The following is a 21,513-nucleotide window of genomic DNA, read 5'->3' as shown; positions in this document are numbered from 1 at the left end:
TTTTTACCCTTTCCCCCAAAATATCTGCATTCATATTGCTGCAGCGTACCAGTGGAAGAAACAGGTTCTCTACTTTCCATAAAGCCCCAATATACAACCATAGCAATTGCCCCGACAGCCAGGCCTACCAGCGTTAATTTATCCTTTAAATACATTACAAACGGCCTTTGCCCTATTTCTCTATTAGCTGCCTTAGTGACGCCCCATACAAATCACTCAATATCGCCTCATGGGTAAACACTTTATATGCAGACTCCCCAAGTAGCTTGTCTCCGATCGCTATCCAATATTCTTCTGCGTATTGCTTGTTTTTATTTGGAAAAATCCCTGTCTCTTTAAAGTATGCAATAAGATAGGCGGCTTCAGCAGAGCCATTTTTCATCGCAGTGTAAAGGTTGTACAGTGCCAGTTTATTGCTTTTATTAAGATACTCACCTTTTAGTATCGCCAGCGCTGATTGAATATGAAACCGATTGAGCGCCCTTGTATTTGACCGGCCCATCCCTCTCAAAATTGACATCGCCGACAATAGCTCTGTAGCGCTGCTGGCGTGATTAAACAGGTAACTGCCGGCAAGTTCAGCGCCATGTTCAGAGCCATAAGACGACGCAAGTAGCCAAAACTCAATCGCCTCCTTTTCTTTTCCTTTTTTATAAAGGCATCGACCAAAGGTATTCAATTGACTTATAAAAAGATCATTCATGTGTGGTCGGTTTAAATCAGGCGCCTTCTGATCCAGAGCCCCACCTTCTTCCAATTTCTGACAAAGCGTTTTTGAAGGAATCGAAACATTCAAATCAAACGCATGTACATGAAGCACGAATAAAGAACATACAGTATAAAAAATAGCAGGGGTAAAAAAGCCCCGATAACTCATTCCTGTTCTAATCCAGTCACCACCCAAAGTACGCATTAAAAACCCAAACTGCACAGCTTATTCCTTTTTGTCTCAATAAAAAGAGCATATCACTTTCAGCAATGGCTCACTCTTCCATGTGCTCCAAAAATGTCACACTTACTATCTGAAATCAGGCAACTGAGCACAATGCGAACCTTGTTGTAAGTAAAGCCATGCTCCACGATTAAGCTCCACACGAAAGTCCAATGGTTGCAACATAATCACAGTGGTACAGTTACAATACCTTTAGTTTTAAATCTTAAAAGCGCCCACGGATAAGGGGAAATCTCACACTTGCAATGAAAGTAAAACCACTCAACTACCAACCACCAGCCTCTGCGAGCATTACGAAAAGTGTGCAAGAAAATATAACAACCATGGAAAGCCTCGTGTTTTTTATACAAGAGCGGTATAAAGCCAGTTTTTTGCTACTATCAAGCTTGAGGAATGATTGCTTGGAGTTACCCAATGCTTCTGAGTTAATCAAATAATAAAGCTCCATTGTGCCCTTTTCTATATCCAGCTCATCCCTCAGCCTACTAGCCAGAAAATAGCCCCTTATCGATATGCCCATTACAAAAAAGAAACTTATAAAAAATACTAAATCTGTCAAACCTTAACTCCTGCACCACCTTTAACAAGCCCCAGGGACTCTTAGTATAATTTAGATATAGTTATCCTCCAAGGACGCAAAACATAGCGTACAATCCGCACGCCAATTTTAGGTGACTGTCCATATAACTCTTATCTTCACGCGACACAGTCTAGTTTCGCCTCTTAAAGAACATTAAATACAAATTGAGAATAGTAAGTAGGAACCCTATACATCCCAGGATAAAGTGTTCATCATTTTCACTCAAGAAACGTTCAGCAACAGAAAAACTTGTAAAAAACGCGCCAAGCTGAATCATGTAGATATAACGATAACTTTGAACCAAATCGTAAAACTTAACAGCACTGTGGCAGACTGTTAAAATTACAGAAACCATAAAAAGAACACCCACATCAGTCACCTTTACTTGAATTCACTATGTGCTCGAGACTTTACTAATTTGAGTACAAATCAGCTCAGGTCGCGTCAGTTCAGATTGCCCACTCCATCAAACTTGCAATGTTGAATAGGTGTCTGCAATTTTTTCAGACAAACAAAAATGAAGCGGATATACGCGGAAGTGCTCCATTTACTGCAAGCAGGGCCAATTTAAGAAGTAGATATTGAGCTCAACTTGGCCCGCATTTCATAAGCGTAAAGCACTGCTTCTAGGGGATTACACTTACTGCAACGGCTTATCTGAGCCAGATGTTGAAAGCAAGCTGGTTTGAGAACCAAAAATTAACGGGCACTTTTCGGTCATCATAGTATGAAACATCGACAGGAAGACCCGCTACCTTGGCAGTTAGCAAAGTGGAATACTTTTCTTTTCCGCCTGGTTGCTCTAAATCAAAGCAAAGAGAGGGGGCGCTTGCCTCTATGGTGAAGCAAGCGTACTGGGAAAACCCTCCACCATAGGTTCTTAGCGCTTTGACTTTGGTATTCCAGCGCCATACTTCACCAGCACTAACACTGAAAGTGGACAATGCTGTTAGCAGTAACAATATTTTTTTCATATTTTTTGATCCTATCTTTAGAAGTTACGAAATAATTTCAATAAATATTGTACCTAATATCAATAAAATAGAGTACCACTGTAAAAATTGAAACTTCATTTTTGCCTGAAAGTAACGCATGACATCCACAAGCCAGACAAACAAAAAAGGCCACAGCAATGCTGTGGCCCAATAAGATCTGACGATCTTTTATGTTTGTTATTATGGATTATCCTTAAAAACCGGTGCTTACTCAGCGTCAGCCAAGCCCAGTGCTTTAATCATCTTAGTGCCGATGTCAACATGGTGCTGTAATGTTGAGAACTGCTCAGTAACACCTTGCGGACCAAAGGCATAGACAGGTACTGGTGCAGCTGTGTGAGTACCAGTGCCCCATACTACGTTTTGCTGCTTCGCCACAACACGACCAATTTTTGCTGTAAAGTCTTCAGTGTCATAGACATAGAAGTCAGAGAAGTCTTCAAATTTAGGCAATGGGTAGTTGCTGCTATTCAGAGTGTCAGACGCATTCACTTTTGCCGCTTCTTCTAATGTCACTGTGTATGGCGTGTACTTCTCAATGGCTGTTTTCCATTGCTGATCTGTCGCATCACTATAGTTATAGTCACCATTCACTTCACCCAGTACATCGTAGAAAGTGCCCGCTTGCGCATACAAAGTATCCAGGATGCCTAATCCACCAAAGTTAAACTTCGGCTTATATTCAGCGCCTTGCATGCCATCACCTGGCAACATAACGCCCTCTGGCTTGTTATGGCTTGAGTAACTAAAACCAAAGCTACCAGTTTCATGGTCAGCGGTGACCAATACCAGCGTATCAGTGCGCTCTTTCGCCCACTCATGAACAGCTTCAACCGCTTCATCGAACTTCAGTAGTTCATTCAGCATCCAGCCGGCATCATTTGCATGGCCTGCCCAGTCAATCTGGCCGCCTTCAATCATCAGGAAGAAGCCGTCTTCATCTTTGGACAGAATATCCAGCGCTTTAACCGTCATCTCTTTTAGAGACGGCTGTGTACAGCTGTCATCTGCTTTACAGTCTCTGTAAGCAATACCATCCGCCATACCTGAGTTGGCAAACAAACCAAGCAGTTTGTTGGTATCCGTTTTCGCTAATTGCGCCTTATCAAATGCCAGCGCATAGCCATGCTTGTCTTTCGCTTCAACAACAACATTACGGTCATCACTGCGCTTAGATTTTTTATAGACACTGGCAGGCATGCCCAGATCCGCCAGTATTTTCTGATCAGCAGCATCTTCTTTGATATCAGAAGGGATAAAGACACGTGCACCACCAGACAACATAACATCAACCATGCCACTTTCTACCATTTCAACAGCAATTTCAGGTTCTAATGAACGGTGTGGCTGGTGCGCGGCAAACGCCGCTGGCGTTGCGTGTGTTAAGCGGGTATCAGATACCAAGCCTGTCGCTTTGCCAGCTTTTTTCGCTTTTTCAAGGATTGTTTCAATAACGTAACCCTGGTCATCCAGGCCAATCATCTCTGAGCCCGATGCTTTACCAGTTGCCAGCTGAGTTGCAGAACACGCCGAGTCTACAACCAGGCTGCCATTTTCACCATGAGGTGCGTTAAGAGATAAGCCCAGATGGCCACCGGCAGCAAGTTTGGACAGAGCAGTTTGGTTGTTTTTGTTATTATATGTTGAGTTAGGTGCGCGACGAGCATACTCTTCAAGTAAACCCACCTGCTGAGCACCCATACCATCGCCAATCATCAAGATAACATTCTTAACCTGAGTGACAGGCGTCGGAGGCACTTCTACCTCTTTCTCAACTTCTTTAACTACTTCAACTTCTTTAACTACTTCAACTTCCTGAACGACTTCGACTTCTTTAACCACTTCTTTTGCAACTTCGACTTCCTTTACGACTTCGACCGTTTTGGTATCGTCATCGTTACATGCGGTCAATAAGACGGCAGATACCGCCACTGCTAATAGCTTTTTATTCATTGTAGTGTTCCTAAAACGTAATCATCTGAGCCGCGGCACAGTCTAGGGACACTTGATGACTTTTTTATTTCACCTGAGTGACATTTTTTGTTCCGGCACTATTGTTTTTTAATCAAAAAAGCTCCTGCAAGGTGACCGCTCACACCGAAAATAAAGATACTCAGCAACACAGTGGCAGTCGTAATTTTAGTGATGAAAAGGCTGTGAGGGAGATCTGAGCCTAGCAGCATCAGGCTTAATACAACAGAAGCCAGCCCTTTCGGCCCGAACCAGGCAAGCACCACGCGCTCACGCCAGCCCAGCCCGGAAGCCAATAATAACAAAATTACGGGAAAGAACCGAAATACGGCCACAGCCAGCGTAGCATATGCCCATATCCGCCAGTCAAACGTCGTAAACAGCAAAATACTGGCACTGATCCCAAAGATAACCCACAAAATATAAGCGGCCAGCTCAGCTATCTGTTCGCTTTCTTCTATCAGCTTGTCTTTAAGATCATCACGAAAGCCATAATCAAACAACAAACCACTGATAAACACCGCGATAAACCCGCTGCCACCGAGTAATTGCGTGACAGAAAACACAGCTATAGCAATGCCAACAAATAAAAACGGACTGCTTTTAGCAGCAAAGAAATGATGACGATAGGTCAATTTTATCAGGTATACAGCCACAACCGTTAACAATAACGCAACAACAAAAGCAAGACCCACCTCGTGCAAAAATAACGCTGCCAGTGAGCGCTCGGCGGGTTGCTGGGTATACAGGCTGCTACCCAGTAAAAACAGAAAAACCGGTACACATAGGCCATCATTCAGGCCGCTTTCAACATTAATGGCCTCACGAAGTTGAGCCGGTACTCGCTTTTCCTGAATAAAGCTCTGGCACAAGGCCGCATCAGTGGGAGTCAGCATAATCGCCAGAATAAAACAGCTCAACCAGGGCAAAGACAACAACGCATAAGCGCCAAGCGCCGCAACCCCCATAGTCAACGGCAGCGCAAGCAGCAGTAACAAGGGCAGTTGATAGGAATGTAATAAGACCCTGAGCCGAGTTTTTGCCGCATCAGAAAACAAAAAAATAGCCAGGATCAATTCAACCAAAGGCAAAAACTCGCGCAACGTGCCCACCTTCAGAGCCAGCGAGTCCTGAAAATACCAACCCAGGGCACAACCAAACAGCACGAACCACATTGGTCCGGTAAATTCAGCCCGTTGCAACTGACGAATGATAATGGAGTAGAGAAAAATGGCCAGCCCCAGCCAGGCCAGCACCAGATAGGTTGTTTCCACTCAACGCCTCCTTGGCAATGTTATAATCACGAGTAGATAATAGGTTTACTTATCACCTATTACACAGGCGGACTTGCAACTTAGCCTCATTTTGGCTCAAACTTGCGATACCACAAATCAACGGGTTGGCCATCTTGCTCACGAAAATGCAACACCGGTAAACCGAACTCATCAAACATAAAGAGTTCTTTATCTCCTCGCTCATCAATCCGGGTCCAAACCCCATCGTCATAACTGATATGATACGGTCCGCCAGTAGGCGCGTGTTGCTGAAGCTTGACCAGTTCAATCTGTTCATTCAGGTACAATTTCCCCTGAGGGTTTTCAGGTGACAACTGAAGTAAGCTGTTTGTCAGTGCATCTGCCGTCACTAAAGGGGTTATCTCCTGTTCACACTTTCCCAATTTATAGAGACACTTGCCAGGCGTATACTGATAACTAAAGGCGGCACTTAATTTCATCTCTGAGTCACTCAATACCTTACCGTCACGAGAGCGTTTCTCAAAAAGCGCTCCCCTCAAGTTATTTGAGTGCAATGCAAAAGTAGCGATGTCATTCTCCATACTGCGTAGCTCATACATCACGCTCCGGTCAGCCAAAGAAGTATCAATCCATCTAAAATGGAAACCTATGGGGAGTTTACTCAAGTCTATATCATTCACATTATCCGGGGTCAGATAGCGATGATTCAGGGCCAATTTCAGATCTCGAATACGCGCAGGCAGCTCTTTTGCATTCTTCGCCAAAGACTTATTCTGTATCTCAAGAAACCGCTTGAGTCCGTTTTCCTGACGCTCCTGCTGTGACAATGACTCATCCTTTTTTTCGCACTCTGTGCGCTTTCCTTTGTGGTAACAGTATGATTTGTCCTTGGCCATCACCCCAAAATAATACACTCTGAACGTGTCAGGATCGGCCCCCTGCAAAATATTCCCCTGGTAAAAGACGTGTTGATCATTTTTCGCGTATGCACCATCAAACGTCTTGAATCCTTCCGGTGAAATAGTAGTCAGCTGCTCGTGAAAATAAATGTGCTTTTTGTCTTTCGCATACTCAGCGCTTAATTTACGAAAGTCTTTTACATTAAGCCCTTTAACTCTTTTAGTTTGGTAATATACGTGCTGGTGATCGGCCCCATAGTCAATGTACAACCCTCGAAATGATTTTGCTGACGCACCTGTCACGCGCTCCCCTTCGAAAAAGACGCATTCTCGGTCTTTAGCAAATCCACCGACGTCGAAGACCTTAAACGTATCTATATCACAAGGGGTAAAGACTTTGTCTGTTCCCAGATAAACCTTATTATCACTGAGCAAATAGCCCCGATAGCTCCACTTGTCGTCGATTACCTGCACATTATCGGGATTCGCACCACGGACAATTTCCCCCTTGAAATACACATACCGTTTATCTGCCGCATAATACTGTGAGAGTTTACGAAAAGTAGCGGGATCTGCGAACGGGATAGAACCCCCGGATTTAAACACCAGATGCTTGTCTTTGGCATAGCCAAAACGATCGATCACCTCAAAAGTGGCCGGATCAACATTGTTGAGCGACCGAGTAACCGAGGTTTGCCCACCCGGTCCTATCCTGTCTCCATATAGAACCTGATTGGTCTTAGTATTGACGATATAGCCCCGTTCAGGTGCCGTGGTGTTACAACCCACAAGCATAAGGGCTGTCAGCAAGAGTAGCAGTCGATTAGTCATGTCAGGTACCCTGAGCGTCACGAGATGATGTCAGTTTACTCATGGTTTCTCCCAAACGAAACAACATTCCCTTTTAAGGTCCACTGTATAAAGGCCTCTCTATTCACAATCGACTATCACACCCAGGTCTGACTTGAAAAAGCTGCGATTAGCCCAGCTTATACTGTTATCTTGTGGTTAATTTTTGCTAGAATGGCGACAAATTTTTTTGGAGAACCGTCAATGGCAATGTTTGTAGTGGGACACAAGATCCCAGACTCAGATTCAATTTGTGGTGCAATTGCACTGGCTTACCTGAAGAATCAAATCGGTGAAGAAGCGATCCCAACACGTTTGGGCGATGTCTCTCCTGAGACGCAATTTATCCTTGACCGCTTTGGCTTTGAAGCCCCTGAATTAAAGCTTAGCTACGCTGGCGAAGAAGTGTATATCGTTGACCATACAGAGAAAACACAAGCGCCAGACGACATCGATGAAGCCACAGTAGTGGGTGTGGTTGATCACCACAAACTGGGTGATCTGACTACCTCAACCCCGCTTGAGTGCTGGATCCGTCCGGTCGGTTGTAGTAATACCATCATAAAAATGATGTACGACTTCTATGGCGTTGAAATCCCACAGGGGATCGCTGGCCTGATGATGTGTGCGATCCTGAGCGATACCGTGATCTTCAAATCACCAACGTGCACCACCGCAGACATTAAATGTGTGGAAGCACTCGCGGAAATCGCGGGCATCGAAGATTTTAAAGCTCTGGGCATGGAAATGTTCAAAGTAAAATCAGCAGTAGAAGGCACACCGGCGCGCGATTTGGTCATGCGTGACTTTAAAGACTTCAACATGAATGGCAACCTGGTTGGTATTGGTCAGCTGGAGGTCATTGACCTGTCAGTATTCGATGACATCAAAGCCGATCTAGAAGCCGATATTGCCAAGCTGAAAGAAGAAGGTGGCCGTCACTCAGTATTACTGCTATTAACCGACATTATGCAAGAAGGCTCACAAATGCTGATCGCCTCTGACGACGAAAGCATTGTGGCAACCGCCTATCAGGTCACACCTGAAAATAGCCGAGTGTGGCTGGATGGCGTACTGAGCCGTAAAAAGCAGGTCGTTCCACCACTGCAAGATGCATTCGCATAAACCTTGCTAAACAAATCCCAAAAAAGCCCTGATCCAGTCAGGGCTTTTTTTGCCCGGTTGCTGTGCGCAGCAGGCGATGTATGCCCTTTCGTATTGCTAAACTTCCCCTGACACTGATAGAAAAAAATTGCACACATGGTGTTGGCCAGGCTTCTCAGGGTCCACGAGTCAAATTTCTGAGCGCTGATCCGATAAGACACTGCACCCCACCAGTTGGCGCAAGAGAATTGCGGAGCAAAGCTAGCAACCACATAACGGACCACAACCACAGACTGCAAATGTGTGAGTTTGCTAACCAGCATTAAACTCAGTGCAAAGCTCAAAGCAGCGGCAAAAATTGCGACTGAGCTGGAACCACCAGCAGGATATATTGGCAGGCATAAAAGGCAGGCAATAAAAAACCCAGCCTGAGCTGGGTTTTTCAAATCTGAAAACGAATTACTTGATTTTCGCTTCTTTGAAGATCACGTGCTTACGTACTTTAGGATCGTACTTTTTGATCTCCATTTTTTCAGGCATGTTACGCTTGTTCTTGTCGGTAGTGTAGAAATAACCAGTACCAGCAGTAGAAACTAGACGGATCTTATCACGCATGATTTAAGCTCCTTATACTTTTTCGCCGCGAGCACGGATATCAGTCAATACCGCGTCGATGCCTTTTTTATCGATGATACGCATACCTTTAGTAGTAGTGCGTAGAGTAACAAAGCGCTTTTCGCTTTCAACCCAGAAACGGTGTGTTTGCAGGTTAGGTAGGAAACGACGCTTAGTTGCGTTGCGCGCGTGTGAACGGTTGTTACCAACAACCGGGCGCTTACCTGTAACTTGACAGACTTTAGACATGTCTATATATCTCCAATAACTTCGCTCGAGCTTAATTTCCCCTTAGGCCTTCAAACTGTGTGCCCAGGGTAAAATCAAAGGGCGCTCTTTATACAGTATTTACAGGCAGAGTTCAAGGATCTGATGATATCCTAATCAGCTCATTGGTAAATTTGATAGCGGCCAATTATAATGATCCATGGCCGCTTAGGAAAGTAAAAACTGCATTTAAATTAAACTATTTTTAATTTATGCTGGGAAAGCGCGCTGAAACACGCCAAATACGGCTCCTCCCCTGCTACAACAGCCCTCTTTGCGCAAATGAAAGACAACAGCTACCAGCCACAATTAAGTGATCATGTACCTGAATATCCACCAGCGCCAACGCTCGCTGCAATTTATTGGTGATCAACCTGTCAGCTTCACTGGGTTCGGCGACCCCGGAGGGATGGTTGTGGGCAAAAATCAAAGCAGCAGCATTGTACTTCAGCGCCGCCTTCACGACTTCTCTCGGATAGACACTGGCAGCATTAATGGTGCCGGAAAACAACACTTCATCACGGATCAGACGATTCTGGTTATCTAAAAACAGTGCCATGAAAACCTCATGATGCAGCCCTTTAAGCTGTATTTTAAGATAATCGCTGACTGCCTGAGGTGAACCAAACTTCGTATCACGTACCACGTCTTCCAATAAATAACGCCGGCTAAGCTCCAGTACCGCCTGCAACTGCACATATTTGGCTTCGCCAACACCTTTGTATTGGCAAAACTCACTGCACGTTACGTTCATTAACTCCTGCAAAGAGCCGCTTTGATCAATCAGCGACTGAGCCAGCTCAATTGCATTCATCCCCGCAACCCCGGTGCGTAAGAAAATAGCCAGTAGCTCAGCATCACTGAGTGCACTGGCACCACTGCTTAGCAGGCGCTCTCTGGGCCGCTGCATTTTAGGCATTGCCATCAACTGCATGTTTCCTCCTTGTTGGTATCCGTCACGTCACTGTGACTTTCTGAGTGTAGACAGCTGGCAGAATAATTCAAAACCCGGGGTGGGCTATGTTATCTTAGCGCTAGTTTTAATTTGCAGGGGCCGAGCATGAGCCAAACACACAAGCGTATTCTTCTGGGGATCAGCGGTGGGATCGCCGCCTATAAATGTGCCGAACTGGTACGACGATTAAAAGACCATCACTGTGACGTCAAAGTCGTCATGACTGAATCTGCAAAACAGTTCATTACTCCTCTGACCATGCAAGCGGTATCGGGCGAACCCGTCGCAGATTCTCTGCTTGATCCGGCAGCCGAAGCCGCCATGGGCCATATCGAGCTGGCCAAGTGGGCCGATCTGGTTTTAGTCGCACCAGCCAGCAGCAATATCATCGCCAAAATGGCCGCAGGCATTGCCGATGATCTGCTCACAACCTTGTTGCTGGCAACCCCTGCCCCAGTTGCCATTGCACCCGCTATGAATCAGCAAATGTATGCACACCTTGCCACGCAAGCGAATCTCTCCACACTAGCAGCTCGGGGCGTAACTATTTGGGGACCAGGCCAGGGCGAGCAGGCCTGTGGAGATGTCGGCAAAGGCCGGATGCTGGAACCCCATCAACTGGTGTCACTGGCGTTAGATGCACTCACCCCTGAAGCCCCTATACTGGCCGGTAAAACGGTGACCATCACAGCAGGCCCAACCCGTGAAGCGCTCGACCCGGTGCGTTATATCAGTAACCACAGCTCTGGCAAAATGGGCTATGCACTGGCTGAAGCCGCACTGGCGCTGGGCGCTGACGTACATCTTATCTCAGGCCCGGTCACACTCACACCGCCACATGGCTGTACAGTGCACGCTGTAAGCAGTGCACAGGATATGCATCAGGCCGCGATGTCACTGGCGCCCGGTTCAGATGTCTTCATTGGCTGTGCAGCCGTTGCGGATTATCGTGCCGCAGATATCGCCGAGCAAAAAATTAAAAAGCAGGGCGATGAAATGACTCTGACACTGGTGAAAAATCCGGACATCATTGCTGACGTTGCTGCACTAAAAGCACACCGGCCCTATACCGTCGGCTTTGCCGCAGAAACGCAAGATGTGGCCCAATACGCACAAGGCAAACTGAAAAACAAAGGGTTAGATATGATCTGCGCCAATGATGTCAGCCAGGAAGGGATTGGCTTTAATGCTAATAACAATGCGCTGACCCTGTTTTGGGATAATGCGCAACAATCTTTACCACTGGCAAGTAAGTCGGAGTTAGCACTTACTGTCGTCAAAGCAATTGCCGGTAAACTTAATTAAGTTCATGTTAAAAGACTGGAAAGAAGCTGAATAAAGCATTAACATGGCCAGATAATTGAGTTTAGGGCTCTGTAAGTAGTCGCTCAGGCGAGCACAGCGACAGGCCACTATTGAGCCCGCTCCTACTAAAATAACGATAATCATAAAGGAAACCTCATGCCAGCGACTAAACGCAGTAATCGCAAAGAGCAAATACTTCAATCCCTTGCGCAAATGCTTGAAACCAGTCCAGGGCAGCGTATTACCACCGCCAAACTGGCGACAGAAGTCGGCGTATCTGAAGCCGCACTGTATCGTCACTTTCCAAGTAAAGCCCGCATGTTCGAGGGGCTGATCGAGTTTATTGAAGACACTTTGCTGTCACGGATCAATTTAATCCTGGAAAACGAAAAAGAAACCCAAAGTCGTATCTACAATATCCTGATGCTGTTACTCACTTTCTCAGAAAAGAACCCTGGGATCACCCGTATTCTGACCGGAGATGCGCTTCAGGGTGAGCAGGAAAGGTTGCGCGAACGTGTTCAGGGATTGTTCGAAAAACTCGAAACTCAATTCAAACAAGTGCTCCGTGAACGTAAGTTGCGCGAAGGCAAAACCTTTGCCAGTGATGAAGCGGCTTTGGCGAACTTTTTCTTAGCTTATGTTGAAGGTAAAATGAACCAGTTTGTGCGCAGTGACTTTAAAGCCAAGCCAGCGGCCAACTTTGCCAGCCACTGGCAAGAGTTACAGCGTATCTGGCTGGCGTAACCCGCTTGCTGCAGATTATTGCAAACCTTGTCAGGTGGGCACAGCCCGCCTGGCTTTATCCAGTTTTTTCTCACACCCAACGCAGCACAGTTTAGTCTCTCAGATAAAAGTGTTACAAAGTTACAATTCCTATCGAACAAGAATCATATTATGACGTTTGCCAAATCTTTACTCACGGCCGCCCTGTTTTCAGCAACCAGCCTCGCAGCCAAACCCAGCCTGGAATTCAATGATGTATTTGACTTTAAATACGCCCAGGGCCGGGTCTTGTCAGAAGACGGGCGATTTGTCGCACTAAGCGCGCAACCCTATCGGGGAGACAGCACAGGACAGGTGTATGACCTCAGTAGCAAGAAATTAATTGCCAGTGTCGAACGCGGCACCAAAGCCCGCCTCAATCGTGCGGGCAACTGGGCTGCTTTCACTCAAGTTCCAAGCCTGCTGACGTCAGAAACCACAGACAAAAAAGCGCGTAAAAAGCTTAAGCGCGCGCTGGTGCTGGTCAATACGCACAGTGGTGAACAACGCACTTTTGACGCTGTTAAAGACTATCAACTGAGCGACGATGGCCGCTGGCTGGCCTATCGACAGGATGTGGAAGCCGATAAATCAGATAAAGCAGAGAAAAACACCGACAGTGCGCTCCCGGCAGACAAGAAAGACAAAACCTATCCTCTGGTGATTGTGGATTTAACCTCACAGCAGCAGTATCAGTTTGAGCAGGTTGGCCGCTATGCCTTGAGCCCCGCGGAATATGGCGTACTCATGAGCCAGCATAGCGAAGACGGTGCTGATAACCAAATTCAGTATTTTGATTTGAGCCGGGCACAGGCCAGCGTATTAATAGAAGAGCCTGGCATCACTTTGTCCGCGATCGCCTGGCACCCCTACTCATCACTGGTGGCCTTTACCGAAGGCAATTATGTCAATGACGATACACGCCGCCGTGCTTATCAAGTGCGGCTATGGGATGCCAAAGTAGATCGCTTCACACAAGTGCCTCAGCCGCAGGGCTGGTATAGTGCAAAATCTGCCGCATTAAGCTGGTCAGAGCAAGGAGAGCGGCTCTATTTTGAGAACCGCCCGTTACTTTCCACAAAACCTGACGAGAAAAAATATCAGGATCAGGCATCACTGACCGACCTTGATACTATTATGGCTCAATCAGGCCTGAAGGTCTGGCATAATGAGGATGCCCAGATTAAACCCCGGGAGATTAATACCTGGGAGGAAACTAACCGGGAACGCAACTATCAGGCAGTTTATCACCTGGGAAGCCAGCGTGTTGCCCAGCTAAGTGATGAAACAGCCCGTGATATTACCTTAAATCCTGAAGCCGACTTCCTGCTGGCCAGCAATGATCAGCCATACCTGAAACAGATCATGTATAAAGGCTTCTATGCGGATTATTATGCCGTACAGGTTGCCACTGGTGCACGCAGCTTTATCGTCAAAGAGAGCTCGAATCGTCCGACGCTATCGCCAACCGGTCAGCATGCAGCCTATTTCCTGAATGATCAGCTTTGGCTTAAAGATCTGCATGCACAAAAAGAAACCGCCATTAGCAAGGCCGTTCGCGACGCACTGTTTGCAGATGACCGTCACGACTATCCAGAACCCAATCCAGGATACGGATTTGCAGGCTGGCAACAAGATGGCAGTACACTGTATGCCTACAGTAAATTCGATATCTGGGCCTTTGATAGCAAAACGGCTCAGGCAAAACGTCTGACACGAGGCAAGGAAACCCAGACACAATACCGGGTGATCAAACTGGATAAAGACTTTGTCGGCTTCGCTGCTGATGAACAGGTCTACCTGTCGGCACATAGCCTTGCCAACAAACAAACACACATTGCCAGGCTCAACTTGGCCACAGGCAAACTAACCACCCTGACTTCAGGTGAAGCAAAATACAGCTTACTAGAAAAAGCCAAACAAACGGATACGCTGCTTTTTACCAGACAGAGTTACCATGAATTTCCGGATCTGTGGCAAACCAACAGTACCTTTAGTCAGCGTCATCAAATCACCAACCTGAATCCTCAGCTCAGCACCTTTGCGTGGGGACAAAAGCCGGAACTGGTACAGTATCAGGGTTATAATGGCGAGCCCTTACAAGGGGTGCTGATCAAGCCTGCGGACTATCAGCCAGGTAAAAAAGTACCGGTAGTCTTCTACTTCTACCGTTATATGAGTCAGCGTATGTACGACTTCCCACATATGGTACTAAATCACAGACCTAACTTGCCGATGTTTACCTCTAACGGCTATGCCATCTTCCTGCCAGACATTCGCTTCGAAATTGGTTATCCGGGCCGCTCATCCACCCAAACCTTAGTGAACGCGGCGCAAAAGCTCATTGATTTAGGGATTGCCGATCCAGATAAAATTGGCCTTCAGGGACACTCCTGGGCAGGCTACCAAAGCGCCTTTGCCGTCACTCAAACGGATATGTTTAAAGCCGTGGTGTCCGGTGCGCCGGTGTCGAATATGACCTCGGCCTACAGTGGCATTCGTCTGAAATCAGGTCTGGCACGTCAGTTCCAGTATGAAACCGGGCAAAGCCGCATCGGCAAGACACTGACCGAAGCACCTGAGCTGTATATTGAAAACTCGCCGGTGTTCTACGCTGACAGGGTTAACACACCCATTCTGTTGATGTTTGGTGACAAAGATGGCGCAGTACCATGGCAGGAGGGGATCCAATACTATCTTGCACTGCGCCGTCACAACAAAGATGCTATCTTCTTACAGTACGAAGGCGAGCCGCACCACCTGAAACAATTCCCGAATCAGGTGGACTACTCTGTTCGCATGAAAGACTACTTTGATCACTACCTGATGGGTAAACCTGCTGCCAACTGGATCAAGTCAGGGATCCCTTATCGCAAAGAGAGCAGTGATTAAATTAAAAAAGCCGCTACATAGCGGCTTTTTCTTTACTTTAGGCGCTAGCGTTTTGCTGCGCGGCCTGAGGGCTTGTTCTTGCCCACTCTGGGCTTGGTATTGGCCTGATTAAACTGGCCAAAGCCGCTGTGGCGCGTCAGCGCTTTCGTGCCCGGTTTGCGTCGGGTACTCCCTTTGCCTTCGCTGCGACCGGCCTCAGGTACCAAGCACTGTGGCCCGCGACCAATGAGATTCGCCTTGCCCATTTTCTTCAGGGCCTCGCGGATCATCGGCCAGCCAGCCGGATCGTGGTAACGCAAAATGGCTTTATGCAGACGGCGTTGCTTCGCCCCTTTAGGCACAGCCACCACTTCTTTGTTATTTTTGATGTTACGCAACGAGTTCATCTCGGTATGATAGATGGTGGTTGCATTTGCCATCGGTGACGGATAGAAGTTTTGCACCTGATCCAATTTAAAGTCATGGGCTTTTAGCCATAGCGCCATGTTGACCATGTCTTCATCTTTGGTGCCCGGGTGTGCTGAGATAAAATAAGGGATCAGATACTGCTTTTTACCCGCTTCTTTAGAGTATTTATCAAATAACTCTTTGAACTTGTCATAGGTGCCCATGCCAGGCTTCATCATTTTAGACAAAGGTCCCTGCTCAGTGTGCTCAGGCGCAATTTTTAAATAACCGCCAACATGGTGGGTTACCAGCTCTTTGACATAACGCGGATCTTCAATGGCCAGGTCGTAACGCACACCCGAGGCGATGAGGATCTTTTTCACCCCTTCAACGTCACGTGCCTTGCGATATAGTTCTATGGTCGGAGTATGATCTGTGTCCATGTGCTTACAGATATCCGGATACACACACGACAGCCGACGGCAGGTGCTTTCCGCCTTTTTACTCTTACAGCGCAACTTATACATGTTGGCCGTCGGGCCACCCAAATCTGAAATCACGCCGGTAAATCCAGGCACTTTATCGCGGATCTGCTCAATTTCATCAATGATCGACTGCTCAGATCGGCTCTGAATAATGCGCCCTTCATGCTCAGTAATAGAGCAGAAACTACACCCACCAAAACACCCGCGCATGATGTTCACCGATGTTTTGATCATGTCGTAGGCCGGGATCTTTTCTTCCCCGTAGCTTGGGTGAGGAATGCGCTGATATGGCAAACCAAAGACCTCATCCATTTCGTCCGTTTCAAGCGGATAAGCAGGAGGGTTGACCCACACACTGCGATCGCCATGACGCTGGAACAAGGCCCGGGCACAACCCGGATTGGTTTCCTGGTGCAAAATCCTGGATGCATGCGCATATAGCGGTTTATTGACACTCACCTGCTCATAAGCAGGCAACTTAACGTAGACTTTTTCCCAGGGTTTCAGGCGGGGAGGTTGCACCATAATAGGTTGAGCCTGAGCTGCATCCTGCGCTTTTTCAGCCTGTACAAATTCTGACTTACTACAACCAACATCATCAGCGCCGTAAGGGTTTGGGATAGGATCAATTTTGCCTATTTTATCGATTGCCGTTGAGTCGCTACCGCGCCACTCAGGCAACGGCTCCTTACGGATCACCGCGGTGCCGCGCACATCCTGTATGGTATCAATCGATTCTCCATTCGCGATACGATGCGCCACCTCAACCAACGGGCGCTCGGCATTGCCGTAGATCAGTAAGTCTGCTTTGGCATCAAAGATGATACTGCGGCGCACTTTTTCCTGCCAATAATCATAGTGTGCAATCCGACGCAAACTGGCTTCAATCCCCCCAATCACCAAAGGTACGTCTTTGTAGGCCTCGCGACAGCGTTGACTGTATACCACAACAGCACGATCCGGACGTTTACCACCGACATTGCCCGGCGTGTAAGCATCATCGTGACGAATGCGCTTTTCCGCTGTATAGCGGTTTATCATCGAGTCCATGTTGCCCGCAGTCACACCAAAGAACAGGTTCGGTTTGCCCAGACTCATAAAGGCGTCTTTGCTGGACCAGTCCGGCTGCGCGATGATCCCGACACGAAAGCCCTGCGCTTCTAACACCCGGCCTATCACTGCCATACCAAAACTGGGGTGATCCACATAGGCATCACCGGTCACTATGATGATATCGCAGCTATCCCAGCCCAGCGCATCCATCTCGGCGCGGCTGGTAGGAAGAAACGGGGCTGGACCATAACATTCGGCCCAGTACTTGGGGTAAGAAAAAAGCGGGCGCTCGGCCTGTAACGCATTCATGATGACGGCTCAATGCTGAAAAAAGAAGCGGATTATACTAAAAAGCACCATAGCTTCCCAGTACTAGCTTTTCAAATACGCCAGTAAATCGGCTTCAGCCATAGGTCTGGCAAAGAAAAACCCTTGTACTTCATTACATCCCAATGCACGCAAAATATCGGCTTGTTCTTGCGTTTCCACACCCTCAGCAATGGTTTTAAGGCCCAAATGGCGGCCTAAGGAAATCACCAGCTCGGCAATAGCGCCTGAGTCTTCGTGCGGGATCCCTTTCACAAATGCCCGATCAATTTTAAGTCTGGCAAGTGGCAGCTTTTGTAAATAACTCAATGAAGAGAAGCCAGTGCCAAAATCATCAATAGCGACTTCCACCCCAAAGGACTTCAGCTCACTCAAAGTATGTACCACAGTATTAATTTCATCCATCACCACGCTTTCCGTGACTTCAAGCTCAATTTTTTGTGGCTCAACATCATGATCCAGAATGGTTTGTTTAACCTGCTGTGCATAATTGGAGACCTTAAACTGCGGCACAGAGACATTGACGGCCACACTGATATCATGCCCCAGTGAACTCAGCTGCTTCTGCATCATACATGCCTGCTCCAGCACCCACTGGCCAATTTCGACAATCAGCCCGGCATCTTCTGCCAAGGGCACAAATACCGCAGGCGAAATGTAATCCCCCTTGCCGGTGGGCCACCTCAATAAGGCCTCACACCCAATTACCGTCATGGTTTGTAAACACAACTGAGGTTGATACCAGACCTCTAGCTTTCTTTGTTCAAAATCTTGTCGAAGCTGGCGGATCAAACCTAATCGCCAGGCCATTTTTTCTTCCAGATCAGAGCTATACCAGTTGAGCGTTTGGCGCCCTTGCTTTGCCTGGTTCAGAGCAATATAAGCCAGTTTCAAGGTTTCCAGGCCTTGTGGTGAAAAGTCAATTTGACAACATACGCCAATATGAAAATGCATTGTCAGTACATGCTCACCAACCTGATAGGGCACAGTGAGCGCGTCTAAAAACAGGGTTTCGTCGAAACTTTGCTTGGGTAACAGTACCCCAAATACATCAGCACCAATACGCGACAATAATTCTCCCTGTGGGCATTCCTGCTGCAAGCGCTCTTTAACAGCCAATAGCAGCAAATTGCCCACTTCCTGGCCTAAGCCATTGTTGATATCCGAAAACTGCGCAATATCAATCAACACGAATACCAGCTGATCTTGCTCTGGTTTATAATACTGGGCTATCTGATCGACAAAGTTTGCCCGGTTCGGCAGACGGGTCAGCGCATCTTTATAGGCAACATCGCGCAGTTCATTGATCAGCTTAATATTATCGAGGCCCACACTGACATTGGTTAAAAAGATTTCTGCAAACTGCATCTGCGCCGCATTGGGTGGCTCTGCCAGTTCAAGATAAATAGCGGCACGGCGATTTTTACCTTGTAGTAAAAAGGTCACGTCGTGATCGGTTTGCTGATGAGCATCCATATCAAAGCAGTTTTGTACTTGCATGATCACTCTGCCGTTATCTATCTGCTCCAACCCCTGGCCAATGTGTGCTAAATAAGGTTGTGTACCGCCGAAGACCAGCACCTTTGCGTCTTTCTCTATCGCACCAGCCACCAGACCATGTGGCTCTGAGCCCAGGATCTTAGCCAACTGGTTGACCACAGACAGACCAAAAGAGGGCATATCCGTGTGGCCCAGGATCGCATGAGATGCCTCCAGAATATTGGTCAATGCCACACTTTGTTGTTCGAGCTCGCAGATTTGTTGATAGGACCGAATGGCCGTCAATAAAGAGGTAACCAGCTTCCCACGGGTCAGCTCGGTTTTCATTTTGTAGTCATTGATGTCGTATTCACGAATGACTTTTTCTTCGGGGGCATAGCCCGGTTGCCCTGTACGCAAAATAATTCGCACGGCGTAGTTACCGAACTCATCACGCACTTTCTTTACCACCGACAGACCCGCATCATCACTTTCCATCACGACATCGAGTAACAAGATGCAAATTTCGGGATGCTGTGACAAAACCTCAAGTGCTTCTTTGCCCGAATAAGCATGATGAAATTTGAGCGCGCGCCCCCAGAACTCTACGCCGGATAAAGCCAGTTTTGTGACCGAATGGATCTCCGGATCGTCGTCCACAACCAGTACATCCCAATACGCGCTGACCGTTTCTTGTGAGTCATGCGTTGAGTCTTGATCCGCAAACAAAAACTCTTCTTGTTCTGACGCCATCATCAACCTTATGTTCAACTACTTAGTTTCTGCGCACATGGCATATTTGCCTATGTGTTATCTTTTAAATTATGATAGGTTTTTACTATCAAGATCCATACCCGTTAACACTCAAGTAATATTATAGTCGATGTTCAACAACTTGTGCTCGTTAACTAAATAATATAGCGGCTCTATGCAGGTTATGACAGCAACAATTTTTCGGACATTCACGTTCAGCATTGTTTTGATATTCGGCCTGGTTGTGGTCACCGCTTTACTTCCCTCTGACTACCGGGCGCAGACAACACAACGGATCACCATCAATGACCTGCAAACGGTAAAAACCTATTTAGATGCCAACCACTGGCAAGGATTATTGACGCCGCAAGCCGATTTACAGCTGCTCTTTCTGACTAACGCCAGCCAGGTCGGAGGGTATGGTGAATTGCAACACCCCTGGGGGCTGGCAGAAGTCACAGTACTGAGCCTGAGCCAACAGCACGTAACGGTACAACTCAGATTCAATGCTGAGCATGTCGCACATATCGAGCTATTACTCAAGCCACAAGCCGATATATTGGAGCTGCAGCTCAGCGCCCAAGGTGAGAACCACACACCGTTAATCGGAGGACTCTATGCGCGTTTTGCGGCCTATTATACAGAACAACAACTCAAATTAATGATGAACCAGCTGATCAGCCAGTTAAAACTGCGCGCACAAGGAGCGGTATGACAATAAAAAATGCCCAGGCCCGTTCCAGTTTAGCCCTTCTTATCGAAGAGAAACTGGGATATGCCATGATCAAACAGCCCAAAGCTGCGATTCAATCCGAAGACCGACGCTTTGCGCAAACGCCTAACCCCAATCAAAATCAATTTATTGTCCGCAGTGAACATGGGGTGCTCAAACGCGCACTGAAACGCAATCAATTGCAGCGTATTGCACAACAACGCAATATCGAGTCCATTATGGGGATGTCACTGACCTTGTGCCCGGATGTTACCAGCCGGGGGCGTCCGGACCCCGATTGGCTGGAGCATTTTATTGCCCTGGCAGAAGATATTGCCAATAGCGCCATGCAGAAACTCTGGGCGAAAATCCTGGTTGGTGAGTCAATCGCACCGGGCACCTTTTCAATCAAAAGCTTGCAAACATTGAAACAGATGACACAGAAGGAAGCGGATGCCCTGCAGCGGTGTGCCTCCTTATGTGGCTACCTTGAGAAAGAAGACAGTTATTTAATTTTACTGGGCTTTTATAAAAAGCCTTCGCTGTTTGATTTACTTCGAAAAGGCACAAAAGAATCACTGAATCTGGCTCAGGCAGGGTTGAGCTTTCCTCATATTCTGACGCTAATGGACATTAACCTCATTTATCGACAAGAGATTGAATCTGCCAACCTGCAAAAGGGCCAGTCGCTGACGCTCGCCTATCAGGGTAAACACCTTGCCATCGAAGCCAACAGCAACGATCTGGTGCTGAGTTATTACAAACTGACGCAAACTGGCGATGAGCTAAAAAAGCTGATCAATACACCTGTCAATAAGACCTACAGGCAATTACTTTCAAAAGCTCTGGAAGAGGAGTTTACCCTGACCTGGGGTACCTGAAGAATGGGGAATGTATCAAAGCAACAAATAG

17 protein-coding genes are annotated in these 21,513 nt (G+C 47.1%); 6 read left to right on the top strand and 11 right to left on the bottom strand.

Features of this window, described 5'->3' with window-relative positions; translation table 11 throughout:
* Positions 1-172: 172 nt before the first annotated feature.
* The 6 genes from IY568_RS10495 to IY568_RS10470 all read right to left on the bottom strand — a co-directional run bounded on the left by IY568_RS10495 (position 173) and on the right by IY568_RS10470 (position 7,484).
* Positions 173-931, bottom strand: coding sequence for a hypothetical protein (locus IY568_RS10495; RefSeq protein WP_194867510.1), 759 nt, complete (start codon positions 929-931; stop codon positions 173-175).
* A gap of 286 nt (positions 932-1,217) precedes the next feature.
* On the bottom strand, positions 1,218-1,511 hold the full coding sequence (locus IY568_RS10490) for a hypothetical protein (RefSeq protein ID WP_194867509.1): 294 nt from the start codon (positions 1,509-1,511) through the stop codon (positions 1,218-1,220).
* A 674-nt stretch (positions 1,512-2,185) separates the two neighbouring features.
* Positions 2,186-2,506, bottom strand: a complete 321-nt coding sequence (locus IY568_RS10485) for a hypothetical protein (protein ID WP_194867508.1) — start codon at positions 2,504-2,506, stop codon at positions 2,186-2,188.
* A gap of 228 nt (positions 2,507-2,734) precedes the next feature.
* Entirely contained in the window at positions 2,735-4,480 is a 1,746-nt protein-coding gene (locus IY568_RS10480; protein ID WP_194867507.1) for an alkaline phosphatase, read from the bottom strand.
* A gap of 98 nt (positions 4,481-4,578) precedes the next feature.
* Positions 4,579-5,772, bottom strand: coding sequence for a cation:proton antiporter (locus tag IY568_RS10475; RefSeq protein WP_194867506.1), 1,194 nt, complete (start codon positions 5,770-5,772; stop codon positions 4,579-4,581).
* A gap of 86 nt (positions 5,773-5,858) precedes the next feature.
* Complete coding sequence (locus IY568_RS10470; RefSeq protein WP_194867505.1) at positions 5,859-7,484, bottom strand: DKNYY domain-containing protein; 1,626 nt, start codon at positions 7,482-7,484, stop codon at positions 5,859-5,861.
* Between the two features lie 222 nt (positions 7,485-7,706).
* Here IY568_RS10470 and IY568_RS10465 point away from each other — a divergent pair, with 222 nt between their 5' ends.
* Positions 7,707-8,627, top strand: coding sequence for a manganese-dependent inorganic pyrophosphatase (locus IY568_RS10465; RefSeq protein WP_125558893.1), 921 nt, complete (start codon positions 7,707-7,709; stop codon positions 8,625-8,627).
* Between the two features lie 438 nt (positions 8,628-9,065).
* Here IY568_RS10465 and rpmG read toward each other — a convergent pair whose 3' ends face one another.
* From rpmG to radC, 3 genes are all read right to left on the bottom strand, one after another.
* The gene (rpmG, locus tag IY568_RS10460; protein WP_005493124.1) at positions 9,066-9,221 is read right to left on the bottom strand and encodes a 50S ribosomal protein L33; all 156 of its coding nucleotides are present in this window, start codon (positions 9,219-9,221) and stop codon (positions 9,066-9,068) included.
* A 12-nt stretch (positions 9,222-9,233) separates the two neighbouring features.
* Complete coding sequence (gene rpmB, locus IY568_RS10455) at positions 9,234-9,470, bottom strand: 50S ribosomal protein L28 (RefSeq protein WP_010383680.1); 237 nt, start codon at positions 9,468-9,470, stop codon at positions 9,234-9,236.
* 277 nt (positions 9,471-9,747) lie between these two features.
* Positions 9,748-10,422, bottom strand: coding sequence for a RadC family protein (radC, locus tag IY568_RS10450; protein ID WP_194867504.1), 675 nt, complete (start codon positions 10,420-10,422; stop codon positions 9,748-9,750).
* A gap of 126 nt (positions 10,423-10,548) precedes the next feature.
* Between radC and coaBC the strand changes: the two genes are divergently transcribed.
* The 3 genes from coaBC to IY568_RS10435 all read left to right on the top strand — a co-directional run bounded on the left by coaBC (position 10,549) and on the right by IY568_RS10435 (position 15,405).
* Positions 10,549-11,748 carry a bifunctional phosphopantothenoylcysteine decarboxylase/phosphopantothenate--cysteine ligase CoaBC gene (gene coaBC / locus IY568_RS10445; protein ID WP_194867503.1) on the top strand — a complete coding sequence of 400 codons (1,200 nt, stop codon included), beginning with the start codon at positions 10,549-10,551 and terminating at the stop codon, positions 11,746-11,748.
* Between the two features lie 156 nt (positions 11,749-11,904).
* A complete protein-coding gene (gene slmA / locus IY568_RS10440; RefSeq protein ID WP_010383685.1) occupies positions 11,905-12,495 on the top strand; it encodes a nucleoid occlusion factor SlmA in 591 nt (196 codons plus the stop codon).
* A gap of 150 nt (positions 12,496-12,645) precedes the next feature.
* On the top strand, positions 12,646-15,405 hold the full coding sequence (locus IY568_RS10435; RefSeq protein ID WP_194867502.1) for an alpha/beta hydrolase family protein: 2,760 nt from the start codon (positions 12,646-12,648) through the stop codon (positions 15,403-15,405).
* A gap of 44 nt (positions 15,406-15,449) precedes the next feature.
* Here the strand turns inward: IY568_RS10435 and IY568_RS10430 are convergent, their stop codons facing one another.
* Both IY568_RS10430 and IY568_RS10425 read right to left on the bottom strand, forming a co-directional pair.
* Positions 15,450-17,639: a YgiQ family radical SAM protein gene (locus IY568_RS10430; RefSeq protein WP_125558885.1), complete on the bottom strand. Its 2,190-nt coding sequence runs from the start codon at positions 17,637-17,639 to the stop codon at positions 15,450-15,452.
* A 63-nt stretch (positions 17,640-17,702) separates the two neighbouring features.
* Positions 17,703-19,889: an EAL domain-containing protein gene (locus IY568_RS10425; RefSeq protein ID WP_194867501.1), complete on the bottom strand. Its 2,187-nt coding sequence runs from the start codon at positions 19,887-19,889 to the stop codon at positions 17,703-17,705.
* 184 nt (positions 19,890-20,073) lie between these two features.
* Between IY568_RS10425 and IY568_RS10420 the strand changes: the two genes are divergently transcribed.
* On the top strand, positions 20,074-20,604 hold the full coding sequence (locus IY568_RS10420) for a hypothetical protein (protein WP_125558881.1): 531 nt from the start codon (positions 20,074-20,076) through the stop codon (positions 20,602-20,604).
* A complete protein-coding gene (locus tag IY568_RS10415; protein ID WP_125558879.1) occupies positions 20,601-21,482 on the top strand; it encodes a TIGR03899 family protein in 882 nt (293 codons plus the stop codon). Before IY568_RS10420 ends, IY568_RS10415 begins: the two co-directional genes overlap by 4 nt.
* Positions 21,483-21,513: the final 31 nt, after the last annotated feature.

This window comes from Pseudoalteromonas sp. PPB1 (genome assembly GCF_015356275.1).
GTDB classification, from domain to species: Bacteria; Pseudomonadota; Gammaproteobacteria; order Enterobacterales; family Alteromonadaceae; genus Pseudoalteromonas; species Pseudoalteromonas rubra_D.
The sequence above is the reverse complement of the archived record's forward strand: the minus strand, read 5'-3'. Positions and strand labels throughout refer to the sequence as shown.